The organism is Inhella sp., assembly GCF_041912635.1.
In the GTDB taxonomy this organism is placed as follows: domain Bacteria; phylum Pseudomonadota; class Gammaproteobacteria; order Burkholderiales; family Burkholderiaceae_C; genus Inhella.
Genome location: NZ_JAYRMO010000041.1, coordinates 1 through 17538, shown reverse-complemented (window position 1 = coordinate 17538; position 17538 = coordinate 1). Strand labels below are relative to the sequence as shown.

The following is a 17538-nucleotide window of genomic DNA, read 5'->3' as shown; positions in this document are numbered from 1 at the left end:
GGCGTTGGGGGTGCCTGCGACCCCCGCCCCGCGTGGTGGCCGCCCCCAGCCCATGAAGCCACTCCTCTCCGCTCTCACCCTGCTCAGCCTGTGCGGCGGGGCTGCCGCGCAGGCGCCCGTGTTTGAACCCATGCCCGAGGGCAGCCAGGACGTCTTTCTCGGCCTGGGCGCCGGCTACCGCCCGCGCTACGAGGGCGCGCACGAACAACGCCTGCGTGCCGAGGCCCTGGTGCAAGCGAGCTGGAGCAACGGCCTGTTCATCTCCGGTCTGCAGGCCGGCTGGCACCTGGGCGACGCCCTGGCCCCCGCCTGGCCGCGCGTGGAATGGGGGCCGCTGCTGAACCTGCAGCCGCCGCGCGGCAGCGAAGGGCGCAGCTGGTTCGCCGATTCGCTCGGGCCCCTGAACACCAGCGCCATCGACCCCGGCATTGCCGTGGGGCAACGTGGCAACCGCCTGCTGGGCATGGACGAACTCGATGCCTGCGCGGAACTCGGGGGCTTCTTCAATCTGCGCGCTGCGGCGTCCTGGCGCCTCACGCAAAGCCTGCTGGGTGGCACCGGCGCCTGCAGCGGCGGCCTGCGCTGGGGGGCCGATCTGCAGTGGCTGCTGCCGCTGCGCGCCAGCCAGCACAGCCTCACGGTCTCGGCCGGGCTCAGCTGGGCCAATGCGCGCTTCACGCAGCGCTATTTCGGCGTGGCCGAGCTCGAATCGGCACGCAGTCGCAACCCCGTCTACCGCCCCGGCGGCGGCCTGCAGGATGCGCACGCGCAGCTGCGCTGGAACTGGCTGCTGCAGCCCGACTGGGTGCTGAGCACGGCCGTCGAGTTCAAGCGCCTGCAGGGCCCGGCCGCGCGCAGCCCGCTGGTGGAGCGTGCCGGCGCCACCAGCCTGTCCGCCGCGCTGGTCTACCGCTTCTGAACGTGGCCGCATGAACTCCCTCCTGCGCACCCTGGCCCTTGCGGTGGTCTGCCTGGCAGCCCCCCTGCAGAGCCCTGCGCAGACCGCGGAGGAGGGCGCCTGGTGGAGCTACCGCGAGGCCTACCGCGCGCTGGTGCGCTTTGACAAGCTGGGCACGCCCAAGCACCTCATCCAGCAACGCCTGCAGGTGCAGCCGCGCGCGCCCGGCACGGCCACGGAAGGCCTGCGCCTGAGCCTGCAGGGCGCCCGCACCGCGCTGGAGCTGCCGCTGGATGCCGCGCTGCACGCCCAGGTGCCGCTGCTCAAGTCCGCCTTCGACGACAACGCCGCGCTGCGCCTGAACCGCCCGGCCACCGCCTTCGCCTTCCGCGTGCGCCTGTCCATCAGCCCCCGGCCCGACGGCCTGTACGCGCTGAGCGAACTGCGTGCCGCCTGCGCCCAGGTGCTGGCCGTGAGGCAACAGATCGAGCCCGCGCGCTTTGAGGGCAAGCGCTGCGTGGGCGTGAGCCTGGCCTTCCCACGCGGCACGCAGCCGGGCCTGAGCCTGCAGCCGGCCGATGCGTCCATCCCCCTGGCCGCCACCCCCGGCCCGCTCTACCCGGGCGAGGCCGACCGCGAGCATGCCGTGGTGCAACTGCGCTGGGAGCGCCTGCCCGAAGGCGCCCAGCTGCGCGTGGCCGCGCTGCCCTTGGTGGTGGCGGCGTTGATCGAGTAAGCAACAGCTGCTCACATACCTGCGGCTGAACCTCGCGAAGGTGCCGCCTCCGTCAGCCGCCGCCCGTGCTGGGCCGGCCCCTGGATGAACCGCAACCTCCCGCGTGCGATGAACACTTCACGACTCCTGCCGTATCTGTCCCTGCTGGCGACGCTGCTGGCCGGCACCGCTCCCGCCCCGGCCGAGCCCGACAGCGCGAGCGCGCATGCCGGCCCGCGCGTGCTGGATGAATGGTTTGCCCAGGGCAATCACCATTACGTGAGCTTTGCGCCGCTGGCGCTGGCCACGCCGGTACCCAACCTGCCCGCCGCGCTACTTGGCCGGGCGGCCCGAGGTACGCGCCGACCGCATCGGCGTGCTGGGCTTTTCCTGGGGCGGCGTGCAGACGATGCGGGCCGCGCGCACGCCGCCGCAGCCCGGCGAGCCGCGCTTTGCCGCCTTCCGTGCCATGTACCCGCTGTGCTGGGCCTACAACCGCGTGCCCGGCTACGAGCTGAACCAGGTGTACGGCCCGCTCCAGATCGGCGTCGGTGAGAAGGACGACGACGAGGGCAGCGCCGCCTGCCAGGCACTGGCGCTGCGCCTGGACAGCTCGGGTCAGCAGGTGCAGGCCTATGCCAACGCCTTCCACGGCTTCGAGCCCCTGGAGCCCGAGGTGGTGGTGATCGATCCCTACAGCCACTTCGGCCGCGGCGGCATGGTCAGCTTGAAGTCCAACCCCGGCCAGGGCGCGCGTGCCATCGGCGATGCGCTGAACTTCTTCGAGCGCCGGCTTGTGCGCTGAGCTGGGGAGGCAGTCGCTCCCTAGGCCGGCCGCAGCAGCAACAAGGTGCTGAACGCGGCCATCAGCTGGCGCCGTTCGGCGCTCAGATCCGGCGCCAGCCACACCCGGCCCTGGCCCAGGCCCTGCACCGCCACGGCCGCCAGCGCGCGGCCCCCGGACTCCAGCACATAGCCCAGCGCCAGGCGCTGCGCGCCGCCGCTGCTGGGCTGGGCGCGGCCGAACAAGGGGCGCAGCTCGATGCGCTGGCCGTCCTCGCTCTCGGCCCAGCCGAGCTGCTCCGGCAGGGGGCCCACGAGCAGCGGCGCGTCGCCCAGCACCAGGCGCCAGGCCGGCGCAGCCCCCTCGGGCAGCAAGGTGCCGGTGAAGGGCGTCTCGACCTCGCGCCCCTGCCGCCCGCGCAGGCGGGCGCCGAACAGCTGCCAGGTCCATTCGCGCAGCTCGCGTTCCTGGGCCTGGAAGCCCGACACCGCCAGCGGCGCCACGCCCGGGGCCTCCTGCAGGAAGCGCAGGCTCTGGCGGGCTTGCTCGCGATAACTTTCGAAGCGGGTGTGCAGCACGCCGAAGTCAAAGCGGCTGCAGCCCTGCGGGCAAGGGCGCCGCTGCAGGTCCGCCCGCGCTGCGCGCCCGCTGGTCTGGAATTCGCCAAAGCGCAGCGGCTGCCGGTCCGGCAACCAGCCCTGCCGGCCACTGACGTCCAGCGCGGTAGTCTGTGCCAGCTCCGGGGGCAATTCGGCTTGCGGGGGCACGCTGCTGCAGGCGGCCAGGCCCAGGGCCAGTGGGGTGAAGAGGGCGAGGCGGCGGGTGACGTGGGTTGGCTTGTTCATCATGGGCAGGATTGTGCGGAGACGGCCTGCGCCGCCGGCCCCTCCACTTGGGTGAATGAGGCGAGCTTGAGCGGCCTCACTCCACCCGCGACGCCGCCGTCGCGCGCCAGCGGTCCAGGTACTGCAGCAGCAGGCGTTCGGTGCTGCCGTCGGCTTCGTAAGCGCGCAGGCGTTCGGACACGGCGTCCAGCAATGCCGCACAGGGCGAGCGGCGCACGAAGCCATGGTGCACCGAGCCCTGGTTGACCATCGGGCTCAGGGCTTCGAGCTGGCCTTCCAACCCCTTGCCCGCCAGGTAGGCGCGGCCGGGAAAGTAGCCGGTCACCAGGTAGTCGCCGTGCCGGCGCAACAGGTTGGCGAAGCCGTCCTCCATGCTGTGGCTGGTGAGCACCTTCAGGTGGCTGCGCAGGAACTCGTCGAAGCCCTCGCCGAAACGGTCGCCGCGCGCCACCAGGCCGGTGCGGCCAATCAGGTCGTCCCAGCCGCGGTAGGCGAAGCGGTGCTCGCTGCGCACGAACACCGCCATCGGGTTGCTGGAGAAGCGCGCTGGCGTGAAGGCTAGAAAGGCCTCGCGCTCGGGCGTGATCTTCAGTGCGACGACCAGGTCCAGCTGGCCCTCTTCGGCCGCGCGCAGCACGCGGTTCCAGGGGCCGAGGTAGCGCGGCTCGGCGCGCACGCCCAGTTCCTTGAAGATGCGCTCGGTCAGCTCGATGCTGGCGCCGACCAGTTGCCCGCGCTCGGACCAATGGAAGGGCGGGTAGTTCGGATTGGCCGAGAACACCAACTGGGTGCAATTCGTTCCATAGGCCTGGCCGATGCACAGCGCGAGCAGCAGGGCCTTGAGCTTCATGAGCGCAACTCCAAGATGCCGCGCGGTCTCTTGTTCTTGTGGGCACTGCCGGCAGCCTGCTCCCTCTGCCATCATCGCGCGGACCCGCCCTGCCGGAGGAGCCCTCGATGCGCCTGTTGTTTGCTGCCCTCGCCCTGACCCTGAGCGCGGCCAGCCCCGCCGCCACCTGCACCGACACGGCTTTCGTGGACACGATCGCCGAAGCTGCCTGGGTCAACCTGGACGTCACCCCGGCCCAGGGCACGCGCGGCGTGCGCGACGCGCTGCGCCAGGCCCAGAGCCAGCACCCCACGCAGCCGGTGCGCATCCGCCTGGCGCCGGGAAGCTATGCCGACAACCTGGGCAGCGAGATCTACGCCCAGCGCCTGCTGCGCAGCGCCAGCGGTCCGATCTGGCTGGTCGCCACCGACCCACGCCCCAACGCCACGGTGCTGAACCACGGCATCAACCTGTTGGGGGTTTCCTACCTTGCCATCGAGGGTCTGACCATTGGCCCCGAAACTGTGGGCGCCTGGAACGGCAGCGCGCACGCCGATCCGCAGCCGCTGCAGGCGGCCGCCGGCGTCCACGTGGCCGGCGCGGCAAAGAGCGGCCGCACGAACGCCAACCAGGGCGGCGTGCTGAACACCGCGGTGTACGGCCAGTTCGAGCCCGCGCACCACATCCTGGTGCGGCGCGTGACGATCCAGAACCTGTTCGGCCGCGACGAGCGCGATGGCGAGACCAGCGAGAGCCAGAACATGGACGGCATGAAGTTCAACCAGGTGACCGACCTCTGGGTGCTGGACAGCAGCGTGCGCCAGACCACGCGGCATGGCATCGACAACGTCGGCGTGCACCGTGCCGCCTTCTGCCGCAACTTCGTGGCGCAAAGCGGCGGCGGCTTGGGGATCGAGGCCAAGGGCGGCTCGGTGGACGTGCTCTATGAGAGCAACACCTTCTACCGCGTGCGCCGCGTCGAGCTGGGCGGCGAGGACACCGACGCGACCTACTACATGAGCGCCGACGGCCGCTGGGACTACGAGGCCCTGCGCACCGTGGCGCGCAACAACCTGATCGTCGACCCGCGCGAGGCCGCGCTGGAATTCAGCGGCTGTCAGGACTGCGTGGCGGTGGGCAACAGCATCGTCTTCACGGCCGCCTACCAGGCGCCCAGCGCGGGCGGCGAGGTGTTCGGCGGCGACGCCATCCGCGCCCACGACAGCCGCGTGCTCGGCGCGGCGGATGGCGCCGGCAGCGACTGCCAGACCTGGGACGAGAGCGCGCAGGACTACGTCACCGTCGACCCCTGCTGGGGCGTGGGCGCCAACGCGCCCGCACCCATCAACCGTGTGCTGCGCAATGCCAACCTCACGGTCGTCAACAACCTCTTCAGCGCCGAGGGCGGCAGCTTCGGCCGCGGCGGCGGCGCCGTCGTGCCCTGCCCGCTGAACGCGAACGGCGGCACGGCCCCCATCAGCTTCAACGCCAACTACTGGTGGAACGGCGGCCAGGCGCTGCCGCTCGCGGCCTGCTCGCCGCTCAGCGAAGGCCCGGCCTCGCGCTTCCCCGGCGGCAGCGCGCCCATCGTGGGCGGCAGCGTGGATGCGAGCAGCACCGCGCGCCTGAGCGCCAGCCTCCTTGACGCCCTGGCCCCGCGCGCCGGCAGCCCGCTGCTGGGCATGGCCATCGCCCACCCCAGCCAGGCCGCCTACGACCGCCTGGGCGCGCCGCGCGGCAATGCCGTGGGGGCGCTGGTGAACGTGGACGCGCGCGCCGACCGCGTGTTCAGCTTTGCCGAGCGCTTCTACCCGCAGTTCTTCCCGGCCTACGTGTCCAGCTCGGTGCTGAGCGGCTACTACGTCCGCCACTACCCGGCGGCGCAAAACTACATCGGCGCGGCCAACGGCCGGCTCTACCTGCTGGGGCCGGCGCTGACCGGCGGCCAGGTGCTGGACTACGGCGCGCTGGACGACTGGATGGCGACGGTGCGCGCTGCGGGTCACTGAACCTGGCGCACACTCGGCCCCTTTTCCCCGGGGAGCCGCGATGGCCCGAGCACCCAAGCCCCTGCCCTTGCATGCGCAGGACCTGCCGGGCTTGACGCGCCTGCTGACCGAGGCCACGCTGGGCGTGACCGACATCGTCGAGGCCATGCATGCGCGCATCGCTTCCCCGCCCCTGCTGCCGGCGGGCGCCAGCGGCCGCACCGCCGGGCTGACGCGCCAGGTCTACGGCGCGGTGCGCGGCGTCACCCGCGGCGTGGGCAAGGGCCTGGACCTGCTGCTGGCCCGCCTGCCGGCCGCGCCCGGGCCCGAGCTGCAGCCGCCGCGCGAGGCATGGCTGGCCGCGCTGAACGGCGTGCTGGGCGACCACCTGCAGCGCAGCGCCAACCCGCTGGCCATCCCCATGCGCCTGCGTGCCGCCGGCCAGAGCCAGCGCTTGCTGCCGGACGAGCTGCCGCTGCAGCCGGGCGCGGGCCTACTGCTGCTGGTGCATGGCCTGTGCATGAACGACCTGCAATGGCAGCAGGGCGAACAGGACCACGGCGCCCAGCTGGCCCAGGCCCTGGGCCTGCAGCCGCTCTACCTGCACTACAACACCGGCCTGCCGATCGCGGCCAACGCGCGTGAACTGGCCGGGCTGCTGGCGCAGCTGCATGCCCGCGCGCCGCAGCAGCGCCTGGTGCTGCTGGGCCACAGCATGGGCGGCCTGCTGCTGCGCAGCGCGCTGTACCAGGCCCAGGGCGCGGCCTGGACGCGCGCCGTCAGCCATCTGCTCTGCCTGGGCAGCCCGCACCTCGGTGCGCCGCTGGAGCGCGCCGGCCGCGGCGTGGACCTGCTGCTCGGCGCGGCGCCCTACGCCGCCCCCTTGGCGCGCCTGGGCAAGGTGCGCAGCGCCGGCATCACCGACCTGCGCCACGGCCGCCTGCTCGACAGCGGCCCGGTGGACCGCGCCCCGCGCGCCGCCGTGCCCCTGCCGCCCGGCGTGACCTGCCACGCGCTGGCCGGCACCCTGGGTGCGCGCGCCGCCGCCAAGACCCGGCTGTTGGGCGATGGCCTGGTGCCGCTGAACAGCGCCCTGGGCCTGCACCGCAACCCGGCCCTGTGCCTGAACTTCCCGGCCGCGCACCAGCATGTGTTCGAGGGCCTCGGCCACATCGAACTGCTGGGCAGCGCGGCGGTGGGGCAGCGTCTGCTGGAGATCGTTCAGTCCAGCGGCAGTAACCGGTAGCCCTGGCGCGGGAAGTGCACGTGCAGGCGGCCCAGGCCGGGCTCCTCGCGCGCCAGCACCCAGCGTGTGGGTGTGGCGGCCACCAGCAGGCCCTCGCTCTGGTCCTGTGCGTAGTCGGCCGGGCCGATGGCGACCCGCTGTGGCGCGCTCAGGCGGCTGCCGGGCTCCAGGCGGCGCGGCCGGCTGGATCGCGCCCACTCCAGCGCCTGCTCGCCCGCCATGGGCGTGCAGCGGCCGTGGCCGAAGGCGCGGATGCGTGCCATCCAGGCCAGCACGCGCGGGTGCCCATCCAGCAGCGGCGCGCGCGCCAGGTCGTGCAGGAACCACAGGCCGTGAAAGGCCGAGAAGTCGGCATGCTGGGGCTGCGCACCGAACAGGAAGTCCTGCCCAGCCAGGCGCTGCTCCAGCTCCCGCAGATGGGCGCGCACGCGCTGGCGTGGCTGGCGCAGCGGCGCCGCGCCCAGGCTGGTTTTGCGGCCGATCTGCATGCGGTCCCAGGCGAAGCGGGCCAGATCGGGCAGGGACATCGAGCGCAGCACGCGCTGGCCCATGGCCAGGGTGTTGGCGCTCAGCGCGCAGGCTATGAAGAGCTCGCCATCGGCGCGGGCCACGAAGTCCTGCGCCTCGGCGCTGCCGGCCTCCAGCGCCAGCAGCGGCCGGTGCGCGCGCCGCGCGATCTCGGCGGCAATGCAGCGTGTGTCGCAAAACACATCCGCACCGATCTGCGCCACCGGCACCTTGCGGTAGCCGCCGGCCAAGCGCTGCAGCAGCGGGCGCGGCGGCATCTCGCGTACCCGCACCGAGTGCCAGGGCAGGCCGGCCCAGGCCAGCATGGCGCGCATCTTTTCGGAGAAGGGCGAGAGCGGGTAGTGAAACAGAATCAGGGGCTTGTTGCTGGCCATGCCGTGCTCCTCCGTGCGCCCTGACCTTACCCCGCATCGCCTGTTCCTGCTGCCGGGTGCGCTGCCGCAACACCCGGCGGTGCAGGCCTGGCTGCAGGCCTGCCCGGGCGAGCTGGGGCAGCTGGCGCGCCAGCACTTTGCCAGCTTGCGCGCCTGCGGCGCCGATGTCACCGAGCTGCAGCACGACGGCCACCCGACGGCCTGCGTGGGCGGTGCGGCCTTTGCCTACGTCAATGCCTTCCGAGCGCATGTGAATTTGGGCTTCTTTCACGGCACGGCCCTGCCGGACCCCACCGGACTGCTCGAAGGCAGCGGCCGCTTCATGCGCCATGTGAAGTTGCGCCCGGGCCGGCTGCCGCCGCCGCAGGCGCTGCAGGCCCTGATGGATGCGGCGTATCGCGACATCTGCCAGCGTTTGGCCATCTCGTGAGCCCCCGCGGCGGCGCGACGCTGCCATAGTCCCAGCCCATGGTCGAGAGTCTTCAGCAGGCCAAGGCGCTGGTCATCGACGCCAACCACAACGCGCGCATGCTGATCGTGGCGCATCTGCGCGAGCTGGGGGTGGGCACGGTGCGCGCCGTCACGCGCAGCCGCGAGGCCCGGCTGGCGCTGGAGGCGACCAGCTACGACATCGTGGTCTGCGACAACGACTTCGGCGAGGACGAGGAAAGCGGGCAGGCCCTGCTGGACGAACTGCGCCGCGAGCAGGTGCTGCCGCAGTCCACTGTCTTCATCATGGTGACGACGGACGCCAGCTACGCCGCCGTGGCCGGCGCGGCCGAGGCGGCGCTGGACGTCTACCTGCTCAAGCCCTACACGCTGGCGAGCTTTTCCGAGCGCCTGCAGCAGGCGCGCCACCGCAAGCAGGTACTGCGCCCCATCTTCGAAGCCATGGCGGCCGAGGACTACGAGCGTGCCTGCACGCTGTGCCTGCAGCGCTTTGCGCAGCGCGGCGAATATTTCCTGTCGGCCGCGCGCATCGGCGCCGAACTGCTGCTGCGCCAGAAGCGCAATGCCGAGGCGCGCGAGCTCTACGAGGCCATCATCGCGGCCCGCACCGTGCCCTGGGCCAAGCTGGGCGTGGCGCGCGCCGAGTACGCCGCCGGCCAGCTGCAGCAGGCGCGCCAGACCCTGGAGCTGCTGGTGGGCGAGATGCCCGACTACGCCGACGGCTGGGACGTGCTGGGTCGCGTGCAGATGGACGAAGGCCATCTCGACGAGGCCCTGCGCACCTACCAGCAGGCGCTCACGCTCACACCCGGCTGCCTGCTGCGCGCCCAGCGCGCCGGCACCCTGGCCTTTTACGCCGGCCACCGGGCCGAGGCCACGCGCCTGTTGGAGGGCGCGGCCGCCAGCGGGCTGCGCTCGCGCCTGTTCGACTACTTCAGCCTGGTACTGCTGGCCTTGATCCACTTCGACGAGGGCGAGACCAAGAAGTTGCGCCAGCTGCTCGAGACCTTCGACCACCTGCTGTTCCAGCACCCCGACTCCCCACGCCTGACGCGCCAGCGCTGGGCCGTGCAGGCCTTGCTGGCGCTGCGCGAGAACCGGCTGGGCGAGGCCCAGGAGCAGGCACAGCGCCTGGCGCGCGCGCTGGAGCAGCCCGATGCCGACCTGGAGGTCGGCGTCCTGGTGATCGCGCTGTGGCGGCGCGTGCAGGATGCCGGCGGCCCGTTGGGCGAGGCCGAGGCGGTGGTGCAGCGCCTGGCGCTGCGCTACTGCGTCAACAAGGCCAGCACCGAGGTGCTGGTGGCCATGGCCGAGGGTGACCGCACCGTGGCCGAGCTGCTGCGCGGCGCGCACGACCGCGTGTTCGAGATTGCCGAGCAAGCGCTGACCCTGTCCCTGCGCGGCCGGCCCGAGCAGGCCGTGCACCTGCTGGCTGAGCAGGGCGAGAGCACGCGCAATGCCAAGCTGATCGACATGGCGATGTCGGTGCTGCGCCGCCACGCCGCGAAGATCGGTCAGCGCCAGGCGCTGGAGGATCTGGTGCGCGATCTGCAGGCGCGCTGGGTGCTGCCCATCAGCGGCAGCCTGGCGCGCGCCAAGGCCGGCAAGGCCCTGGCCGTGCCGGCCACCACGCGGGGGCCGGCGGTGGAAAACACCATCGTCTGAACGCTCAGCGCCCGGCGCGCTCGCGCAGCGTGCGCAGCTCGGCCTGCAGCAGGCGTTCGCGCAGGTCCTGACCCTGCAGGCTCAGCAGGGTCACGATGCCGTGGATCGTCAGGCCCAGGCCCCAGCCCCAGAGCGGGAAGATCTGCCAGTCGGCGCCGCCGCGCAGCAGGTTCAGCAGGTACAGGCCGCTGTTGACCAGGACGAACACCAGCAGATGGGTCAGAAAACCCATCTTCTGTTCGACGCGCTTCTTGGCCAGGCGTTGCAGGTCGTCGGCGTTCAGGTCGGTGTGCATGGAGAGCTCCGTGTGGGGGGGGTGGTGAGGCGTGCATGGTGCAAAGCCGCGCGCGTCCATCCCAGGGCTCTGCGATGAACGAGCGCCTGCGCCGCTGAATGGCGGCACGCTGGCGCGAACGGTCACCATTCATGCGCCAGTTTCTGCAGGCCAGTCGGCTCGCAGCACCTTCTGTCCGGCCCCTGCCGGGCGGGCTTTGGGCTTGACTATGCTGCGCGACCTTCCAACCCTTAGAGGCCTTCATGTCCCTTGCATCTGCTGTCATCCGTCGCGCCCCCTTCCTGCTCAGCGCCCTGGCGCTGGCCACCGCACTGCCCGCCGCGGCGGCCTCGATCACGGTGGGCGACACCCCGCTGATCCCGCGCGCCGCGCTGTTCGGCAACCCCGTCAAGGCGGGGGCGCAGCTCAGCCCGAACGGCAAGTGGCTGTCGTGGATGGCGCCGGTGAACGGCGTCATGAACGTCTGGGTGGCCCCGGCCGCCAAGCCCGAAGCCGCCAAGCCCGTCACCGAGTCGAAGGACCGCCCGATTCCTGGCCATTTCTGGAGCGGCAACGGCGAGCAGATCCTGTTCGTGCAGGACAAGGCCGGCGACGAGAACTTCCGCCTCTACGGCGTGGACGTCAGCAGCGGCCAGCAGCGCGACTACACCCCCTTCGACAAGGTGCGCGTGCGCATGATGGGGGGCTCGCGCAAGCGCCTGGACGAGGTGCTGGTCGGCATCAACAACCGCGACCCGCGCTGGCATGACGTGCACCTGCTGAACCTCAAGACCGGCGAGCTCAAGCTGGTGATGAAGGCCGACGGCGTGGCCGGCTTCCAGGCCGACGACGATCTGAACCTGCGCCTGGCCGCCAAGCCCAATGCCGCCGGCGGCATGGACTTCTTCAAAGTGGAAGGCGACGCGCTGGCCGAGAAGCCGCTGCTCAGCACCGGCCTGGAAGACAACGCCACCAGCCCGCTCGGCTTCACCGCCGACGGCAAGACCCTGTACTGGATGGACTCGCGCGATGGCGACACCACCGCGGTGTTCGCCGAAGACATGGCCAGTGGCCAGCGCAAGCTGATCGCGCGCGATGCCCGCGCCGACCTCGGCGACACCCTGCGCCACCCGGTGACGGGCGAGATCCAGGCCTATGCGGTGAACTACCTCACCAACGAGTGGCAGTTCATCGACAAGAGCCTGAAGGCCGACTTCGACTGGCTGCAGAAGCAGCTCGGCAAGGGCGAGGTCTATGTGGCCAGCCGCACGCGCGCCGATGACAAGTGGATCGTCGGCATCGACCCTGTCTCCAAGGTGGCCGCCACCTATCTGTACGACCGCAAGGCCAAGAAGCTGAGCGCGCTCTACGTGGCCCGCCCCGAACTGCAGAACGCCCCGCTGCAGCCCATGCACGCGGTCGAGATCAAGGCCCGCGACGGCCTGACCCTGCCCAGCTACCTGACCCTGCCGGCCGGCGCCGACACCAATGGCGACGGCAAGGCCGACAAGCCCACGCCGCTGGTGCTGCTGGTGCACGGCGGCCCCTGGGCGCGTGACGACTACGGCTACAACGGCACCCACCAGTGGCTGGCCAACCGCGGTTATGCGGTGCTGTCGGTGAACTTCCGCGCCTCCACCGGCTTCGGCAAGAAGTTCCTCAACGCCGGCAACAAGCAGTGGGGCCTGGCCATGCACGACGACCTGCTCGACGCCGTCGACTGGGCCGTCAAACAGGGCGTGACGAGCAAGGACAAGGTCGCCATCATGGGCGGCAGCTACGGCGGCTATGCGGCCCTGGCCGGCGTGGCCTTCACGCCCACTACCTTCGCCTGCGCGGTGGACATCGTCGGCCCCTCCAATCTGGAGACCCTGCTCGGCACCATCCCGCCCTACTGGGAAGCCGGCAAGAAGCAGATGTACAGCCGCATGGGCGACCCGACGACCGACGAGGGCAAGGCCATCCTGCGCGCCGCCTCGCCGCTCTACAAGGCCGACCAGATCGTGCGCCCGCTGCTGATCGGTCAGGGCGCCAACGACCCACGCGTCAAGCAGGCCGAGAGCGACCAGATCGTCACGGCCATGCAGGCCAAGAACATCCCGGTCAGCTACGTGCTCTACCCGGATGAGGGCCACGGCTTCCGCAAGCCCAACAACCGCATCGGCTTCAACGCCATCACCGAGGCCTTCCTGGGCAACTGCCTGGGCGGTCGCGTGGAGCCCCTGGGCGAGACCGTTCGCCAGAGCACCGCGCAGATCGTGCAGGGTGCCGAGCATGTGCCGGGCCTAAAGGAGGCGGCGGCGAAGAACTGAGCGTCGATCCGCCCGTTGAGAAGAGTCTTGCCCTCCGTTCTTCGACTCGATGGATGGGGGCTTGATCCCTCCGTGAGAGCCCGCCGGGATGTCGCCCCGGCAGGCGACCTACTTCTCTTTGCTTCGCCAAAGAGTAGTAGGCAAGAGAAAAGCGACCCCGATGCCTGCGCCGCCCGCCTGCGGCGGTCGGCGCCCTGCGGTGCTCGAAGAGCGGGCCCGGCGCAAAACTCGCTGCGTTCGCGCTACTCACTCCGCTCAGACAGTTGCGCCTGGTCAGAGCACGAAGCGCGCTCACGCGCGCGGACCCGCTCTTCTGTGCTCCTCGGCTTGGCATAGGGGGAACTCCAAACAGCCAACAGCCGAACACCGAATAGCCCGGACTGCAAATAGCTCTCCGTTTCCCGGCTATTGGCTGTTCGGGCTGCGTATCGGGGCTTGACCTTTTGGTTCCTTTTGGGTCATGCCAAAGGGAACTCGCCAGCTGGGGAATACGCTGGCTGGAATTCAGACTTGAACGAGACGCCGCTTCAGTGCTGGGTGACACGCGGCCGCTTAGGCTGCCAAGCCCCCGAGTTCCGCTTCTGGCGAAACTCGCCCGCCAGAATAGCCCGATGCACTGCTGGCACGACGACACCCACGACCTGCGCACCCTGGCGGACCTGCGCGCCCTGTACCCCGAGCCGCTGCGCCCCGCCGCCGCAGCCACGCTGGACAAGGAGTGCGACTACATCCACCCGCTCTACCAGCGCTTCATCGAGGCCGCGCCCTGGTGCGTGCTGGCCACGCGCAACGCCGGCAGCGGCGCGCTCGATCTCTCGCCGCGCGGCGATGGCCGGGGCGAGCGCCTGATCGAGGTGGTGGACGAGGGGCGCACCCTGCTGCTGCCCGACCGGCGTGGCAACAACCGCATCGACAGCCTGCGCAACCTGGCCGCCGACCCGGCGATCGGCCTGCTCTTCCTGATCCCCGGCGTGGGCGAGGCCATCCGCGTGCAGGGCCGCGCCCGCATCAGCGCCCAGCCGCAGCTGTGTGAACGCTTCGCGGCCGGCGACAAGCTGCCGCGTAGCGTGCTGGTGATTGCGGTTCACAAGGTCTTCTTCCAATGCGCCCGCGCCGCCCAGCGCGGCGGGCTGTGGGACCCGGCCGCGCAGGTGGCGCGCAACAGCCTGCCTTCCACCGGCAGCCTGATCGCCGCCTTCAGCGCCGGCTTCGATGCGGCGGGCTATGACGGCGCACTCGAGGAGCGCCAGCGCCAGACCCTCTATTGAGGGGCCGCTGCCCGGTGCGGCGCGCCTACGATGCGCCGCTTCACAGGGCCGGGGAGGAAAGACTGTGCAGACCGTCGTCATCGCCAAGGGCGAGCTGTGGTTGCACCGCGAGGGTGCGGCGCCACGCCAGATCACCAGCGCCTTCGCACGCGAGGTGCAGGAGCGCGACGAGCGCAGCCGCCGCAACAGCAGCTGGAAGCATGCGCCGCGCGAACCCGAGCAGCAGACCGGCATGATCCCCAGCCAGACGCTCTGGGGCCGCCAACAGGGCGCACCGTTGGCACCGCCGCGCTTTCTGTACGCCTGCTTCGGGCCGGACGCCGACACCCTCTACTACCTGCTGCGCGTGGGCGAGTCCACCGGCCTGTTTCGCCTGCACCTGAGCGAAGACCGCGAGGTGCGCCTGTTCCACCGCAATGCGCTGGCCGTGCAGGGCCTGGCCTGGAACCCGGCCGATCGGCGCCTGATCCTGTCGGTGCGCCTGCACGACGGCACGGCCCAGCTGGAGGTCTACGACGAGGAGGGCACGCTCAAGGGTGCCATCACCGGCGGCGACAGCATCGACGCCGCCCCCTCCCTGGTGCCCGGCAGTGCGGCCAGCGTGGTCTACCAGAGCAGCGGCGTGGCGCGCCACCCGGAGCAGGGCCACCTCACCGCGGTGGCGCACGCCACGCTGTGCCAGCTCGACTACCGTAGCGGCGCGCTCTGCATCCTGGTGGACGACGCCCGCTACGACCACATCGCGCCGCGCCAGGCGGCCGACGGCACGATCTACGCGATCCGCCGCCCGGTCGAGAAGCCCGTGCACGAACGCGCCGGCAACGCGCTGATGGACATGCTGCTGATGCCGGTGCGGCTGCTCAAGGCAGTGTTCGGCTACCTGAACTTCTTCAGCATGATTTATGGGAAGGAACCGCTGCGCAGCGCCGGCGGCCCGCGCAGCCCGGAGCTGGACCAGGACCTGGGCAAGCTCTGGCTGCACGGCCGCATGATTGAGCTGCGCAAAGTGCGCGACGACCCGCAGTACGCCGGCAATCTGGTGCCGGCCAGCTGGCAGCTGGTGCGCCTGCGCCCCGGCCACGCCACCGAGGTGCTGGCCCGCCATGTGGCCGGCTTCGACCTCGCGCCCGACGGCAGCCTGGTCTACACCAATGGCTACCAGGTCAGCCGCTGGCAGGCCGGGCACAGCACGGTGCTGGCGAAGCACGAGTTGGTGGAAGGGCTGGCCGCCGGTCCGGCTTGACCCGACGTGGGCGACGGCCCACAGTGGCCGCTCCCACTGACCGGGAGCGTGCATGCGCCGCCTGTTCTGTCTTGCCGCCCTGCTGGCCCAGCTTGCCGCCGCGGCCCCCGAGCCCCATTACGCCGGCACCCTGGCCGGCAGCCCGAGTGGCCTGCAGACAGCCGTGGACGGCCCGCGCCTGGCTGCCGTGTTCCGTGCGCCGCGCCAGGCGGTGGTGGATGCGCAGGGCGCCGTCTGGGTGGCCGATACCGGCAACCAGCTGATCCGCCGCATTGCCGCCGATGGCCAGGTCAGCACCTTGGCCGGCCAGCTCGGCCAGACCGGTTTTGCCGATGGCGTCGGCAGCAGCGCGCTGTTCAATGAGCCCAGCGGTGTGCTGCCCGCGCCCCAGGGCGGCGTGTGGGTGCTGGACAGCAACAACGGCCGCATCCGGCATGTGGCAGCGGATGGCCGGGTCAGCACGCTGGCCGGCGGTGGCCAGGGCGCGGGCGGTTCGCGCCATGCCGATGGCCAGGGCACGGCCGCCGCCTTCAACGAACCGCGCGGCTTTGCGCAGGATGCCGCCGGCAATCTCTACGTGGCCGATGCGGCCGACCACGCCATCCGCCGCGTGGACCGGAGCGGCCGCAGCAGCGTCTGGGCCGGCCGGCCCGGCAGCTACGGCTTTGCCGATGGCGCGGCCACGCTGGCGCGCTTTCGCAAGCCCGCCGGCCTGGCGGTGGCGGCCGATGGCACGCTCTACGTGGCCGACAGCGGCAACCACGCGGTGCGGCGAATCGCACCCGATGGCCAGGTCAGCACCCTGGCCGGCAACGGTGAACGCGGCAGCCGCGACGGTGCGGGCAGCGCGGCCCAGTTCAACGAGCCCATGGGCCTGGCGCTGGCGCCCGATGGCGCGCTCTACGTGGCCGACTTCGGCAGCCACACCCTGCGCCGCGTCACGGCCACCGGCCAGGTCAGCACCGTGGCGGGCAGCGCCGGCCAGGGCGGCTTCGTGGATGGCGCGGCCACCGGCGCGGCGCGTCTGCGCTCGCCGGTCGATGTGGCGGTGGGGGGCGATGGCAAGGTCTATGTGCTGGACCGCAGCAACCACGCCGTGCGCGTGCTCGATGGCGCCGGCCAGCTCAGCACCCTGGCCGGCAGCGGCAGCGCCGGCCTGGCCGATGGCAGCGGCCGCAGCGCACGCTTCCAGTTCCCTTCCGGCCTGGCGCCGGCCAGCGATGGCGGCCTGTGGGTGGCCGACACCGACAACCAGCGCCTGCGCCATGTCAGCGCCACGGGCGAGGTCAGCAGCCCGCTGGGCCAGCAGCTCGGCCGCGCCGATGGCGTGGGCAGCGCGGCGCGCTTCTTTAACCCCAAGGACGTGGCGGCCGGGGCGGACGGCCGGCCGGCCGGCTGCTGATCGTCGACCGCGGCAACCGCAGCCTGCGCTGGGCCCAGGCCCTGAGCCAGGGCACGACGGCGATCGAATGCCTGCTCGACTGGGGCGAGCGCAGCTACCCCACACTGCTGCAGCCGCCAGCGCTGTCGCAGGATCTGGCGCCCTACCGCTACCGCACCTACGCGAATGCACTTTACGTCGGCGTGTCCTCAGGCGATCAGCAGGTCTACCTGTTGCAGCAGGGCCAGCTGGCGCCGTCGGCCTGGGCGCTGGCCAGATCGTCTGCGAGCAGCGCGGGCAGCAGCAGGCGCAAGCTCATGGGGTCGGTGCTGAGGCCGCGGGCGCGGCGGGCGCTTCGCAGCGTGGCACCGGCCGCGCCGGGCCTGCACCAAAGCGCTCTTGCCAGCATTCATCGAACACCGAGCAGTAGCAGAACTCGATCTGCAGTTGGCCGCGCGCCTGGTTGGCGAGTTGCCACAGGGCCAGCTGCGCAGGCGCTTTCTCGGAGGGGCGGGCCCAGTACAGGCCTGTGCACGTCTCGCGGGCCGGCAGCACGGTGCCATCCAGGGTGCCCGTCAACCATTCGGCGTCCTGATTAGTAATGAGCCTCGGCAGGCCCACGCCATGAGCCACCTGGCCCGTAGTCTGACCTCCGTTGCACAGCGGAGCTCAGGCCATGACGGTCAATTCCATCCAATTTCAGCCTGGCATGTCCTTGCCCGAATTCATGGCCGCCTT

16 protein-coding genes are annotated in these 17538 nt (G+C 71.4%); 11 read left to right on the top strand and 5 right to left on the bottom strand.

The features are described from left to right. The first annotated feature begins 52 nt into the window (after positions 1 to 52). From ACE3QP_RS19415 to ACE3QP_RS19405, 3 genes are all read left to right on the top strand, one after another. Positions 53 to 919 (top strand): MipA/OmpV family protein, encoded by an 867-nt coding sequence (locus tag ACE3QP_RS19415; protein ID WP_374438385.1) that lies wholly within the window; start codon positions 53 to 55, stop codon positions 917 to 919. Positions 920 to 929: 10 nt separating this feature from the next. Then, entirely contained in the window at positions 930 to 1634 is a 705-nt protein-coding gene (locus ACE3QP_RS19410; protein ID WP_374438383.1) for a hypothetical protein, read from the top strand. 316 nt (positions 1635 to 1950) lie between these two features. Next, the gene (locus ACE3QP_RS19405) at positions 1951 to 2418 is read left to right on the top strand and encodes a dienelactone hydrolase family protein (RefSeq protein WP_374438381.1); all 468 of its coding nucleotides are present in this window, start codon (positions 1951 to 1953) and stop codon (positions 2416 to 2418) included. A gap of 20 nt (positions 2419 to 2438) precedes the next feature. Here ACE3QP_RS19405 and ACE3QP_RS19400 read toward each other — a convergent pair whose 3' ends face one another. Beyond that, positions 2439 to 3245 (bottom strand): hypothetical protein, encoded by an 807-nt coding sequence (locus ACE3QP_RS19400; protein WP_374438380.1) that lies wholly within the window; start codon positions 3243 to 3245, stop codon positions 2439 to 2441. 73 nt (positions 3246 to 3318) lie between these two features. Further along, positions 3319 to 4092, bottom strand: coding sequence for a substrate-binding periplasmic protein (locus tag ACE3QP_RS19395; protein ID WP_374438378.1), 774 nt, complete (start codon positions 4090 to 4092; stop codon positions 3319 to 3321). A gap of 107 nt (positions 4093 to 4199) precedes the next feature. Here ACE3QP_RS19395 and ACE3QP_RS19390 point away from each other — a divergent pair, with 107 nt between their 5' ends. Both ACE3QP_RS19390 and ACE3QP_RS19385 read left to right on the top strand, forming a co-directional pair. Continuing rightward, entirely contained in the window at positions 4200 to 6080 is a 1881-nt protein-coding gene (locus ACE3QP_RS19390; protein ID WP_374438376.1) for a hypothetical protein, read from the top strand. Positions 6081 to 6120: 40 nt separating this feature from the next. Beyond that, positions 6121 to 7305, top strand: coding sequence for a lipase family alpha/beta hydrolase (locus ACE3QP_RS19385; RefSeq protein WP_374438375.1), 1185 nt, complete (start codon positions 6121 to 6123; stop codon positions 7303 to 7305). Here the strand turns inward: ACE3QP_RS19385 and ACE3QP_RS19380 are convergent. Further along, positions 7281 to 8207 carry a glutathione S-transferase family protein gene (locus ACE3QP_RS19380; RefSeq protein ID WP_374438373.1) on the bottom strand — a complete coding sequence of 309 codons (927 nt, stop codon included), beginning with the start codon at positions 8205 to 8207 and terminating at the stop codon, positions 7281 to 7283. The two genes, ACE3QP_RS19385 and ACE3QP_RS19380, sit on opposite strands and share 25 nt — an antisense overlap. Positions 8208 to 8220: 13 nt before the next feature. Between ACE3QP_RS19380 and ACE3QP_RS19375 the strand changes: the two genes are divergently transcribed. Both ACE3QP_RS19375 and ACE3QP_RS19370 read left to right on the top strand, forming a co-directional pair. Beyond that, on the top strand, positions 8221 to 8637 hold the full coding sequence (locus ACE3QP_RS19375) for a DUF1801 domain-containing protein (RefSeq protein ID WP_374438371.1): 417 nt from the start codon (positions 8221 to 8223) through the stop codon (positions 8635 to 8637). A gap of 38 nt (positions 8638 to 8675) precedes the next feature. Continuing rightward, a complete protein-coding gene (locus tag ACE3QP_RS19370; protein WP_374438369.1) occupies positions 8676 to 10322 on the top strand; it encodes a response regulator in 1647 nt (548 codons plus the stop codon). A gap of 4 nt (positions 10323 to 10326) precedes the next feature. Here ACE3QP_RS19370 and ACE3QP_RS19365 read toward each other — a convergent pair whose 3' ends face one another. Then, positions 10327 to 10617, bottom strand: coding sequence for a 2TM domain-containing protein (locus tag ACE3QP_RS19365; protein ID WP_374438368.1), 291 nt, complete (start codon positions 10615 to 10617; stop codon positions 10327 to 10329). Positions 10618 to 10859: 242 nt separating this feature from the next. Between ACE3QP_RS19365 and ACE3QP_RS19360 the strand changes: the two genes are divergently transcribed. The 4 genes from ACE3QP_RS19360 to ACE3QP_RS19345 all read left to right on the top strand — a co-directional run bounded on the left by ACE3QP_RS19360 (position 10860) and on the right by ACE3QP_RS19345 (position 16821). Next, complete coding sequence (locus ACE3QP_RS19360) at positions 10860 to 12908, top strand: alpha/beta fold hydrolase (protein WP_374438366.1); 2049 nt, start codon at positions 10860 to 10862, stop codon at positions 12906 to 12908. A 611-nt stretch (positions 12909 to 13519) separates the two neighbouring features. Further along, positions 13520 to 14176 (top strand): MSMEG_1061 family FMN-dependent PPOX-type flavoprotein, encoded by a 657-nt coding sequence (locus ACE3QP_RS19355; RefSeq protein ID WP_374438364.1) that lies wholly within the window; start codon positions 13520 to 13522, stop codon positions 14174 to 14176. Positions 14177 to 14240: 64 nt separating this feature from the next. Continuing rightward, entirely contained in the window at positions 14241 to 15419 is a 1179-nt protein-coding gene (locus tag ACE3QP_RS19350) for a hypothetical protein (protein ID WP_374438363.1), read from the top strand. A gap of 52 nt (positions 15420 to 15471) precedes the next feature. Beyond that, positions 15472 to 16821: a hypothetical protein gene (locus ACE3QP_RS19345; protein WP_374438361.1), complete on the top strand. Its 1350-nt coding sequence runs from the start codon at positions 15472 to 15474 to the stop codon at positions 16819 to 16821. Positions 16822 to 17115: 294 nt separating this feature from the next. On the opposite strand, the gene ACE3QP_RS19340 is transcribed toward ACE3QP_RS19345, so the two are convergent. After that, positions 17116 to 17379 (bottom strand): hypothetical protein, encoded by a 264-nt coding sequence (locus ACE3QP_RS19340; RefSeq protein WP_374438360.1) that lies wholly within the window; start codon positions 17377 to 17379, stop codon positions 17116 to 17118. Positions 17380 to 17538 lie beyond the last annotated feature (159 nt).

Excerpts from the sequence above, each read along its gene's own strand:
- ACE3QP_RS19415 (WP_374438385.1), top strand. The coding sequence starts at position 53 with ATGAAGCCACTCCTCTCCGCTCTCACCCTGCTCAGCCTGTGCGGCGGG.
- ACE3QP_RS19410 (WP_374438383.1), top strand. The coding sequence starts at position 930 with ATGAACTCCCTCCTGCGCACCCTGGCCCTTGCGGTGGTCTGCCTGGCA.
- ACE3QP_RS19400 (WP_374438380.1), bottom strand. The coding sequence starts at position 3,245 with ATGATGAACAAGCCAACCCACGTCACCCGCCGCCTCGCCCTCTTCACC.
- ACE3QP_RS19395 (WP_374438378.1), bottom strand. The coding sequence starts at position 4,092 with ATGAAGCTCAAGGCCCTGCTGCTCGCGCTGTGCATCGGCCAGGCCTAT.
- ACE3QP_RS19390 (WP_374438376.1), top strand. The coding sequence starts at position 4,200 with ATGCGCCTGTTGTTTGCTGCCCTCGCCCTGACCCTGAGCGCGGCCAGC.
- ACE3QP_RS19385 (WP_374438375.1), top strand. The coding sequence starts at position 6,121 with ATGGCCCGAGCACCCAAGCCCCTGCCCTTGCATGCGCAGGACCTGCCG.
- ACE3QP_RS19380 (WP_374438373.1), bottom strand. The coding sequence starts at position 8,207 with ATGGCCAGCAACAAGCCCCTGATTCTGTTTCACTACCCGCTCTCGCCC.
- ACE3QP_RS19370 (WP_374438369.1), top strand. The coding sequence starts at position 8,676 with ATGGTCGAGAGTCTTCAGCAGGCCAAGGCGCTGGTCATCGACGCCAAC.
- ACE3QP_RS19365 (WP_374438368.1), bottom strand. The coding sequence starts at position 10,617 with ATGCACACCGACCTGAACGCCGACGACCTGCAACGCCTGGCCAAGAAG.
- ACE3QP_RS19360 (WP_374438366.1), top strand. The coding sequence starts at position 10,860 with ATGTCCCTTGCATCTGCTGTCATCCGTCGCGCCCCCTTCCTGCTCAGC.
- ACE3QP_RS19355 (WP_374438364.1), top strand. The coding sequence starts at position 13,520 with ATGCACTGCTGGCACGACGACACCCACGACCTGCGCACCCTGGCGGAC.
- ACE3QP_RS19345 (WP_374438361.1), top strand. The coding sequence starts at position 15,472 with ATGCGCCGCCTGTTCTGTCTTGCCGCCCTGCTGGCCCAGCTTGCCGCC.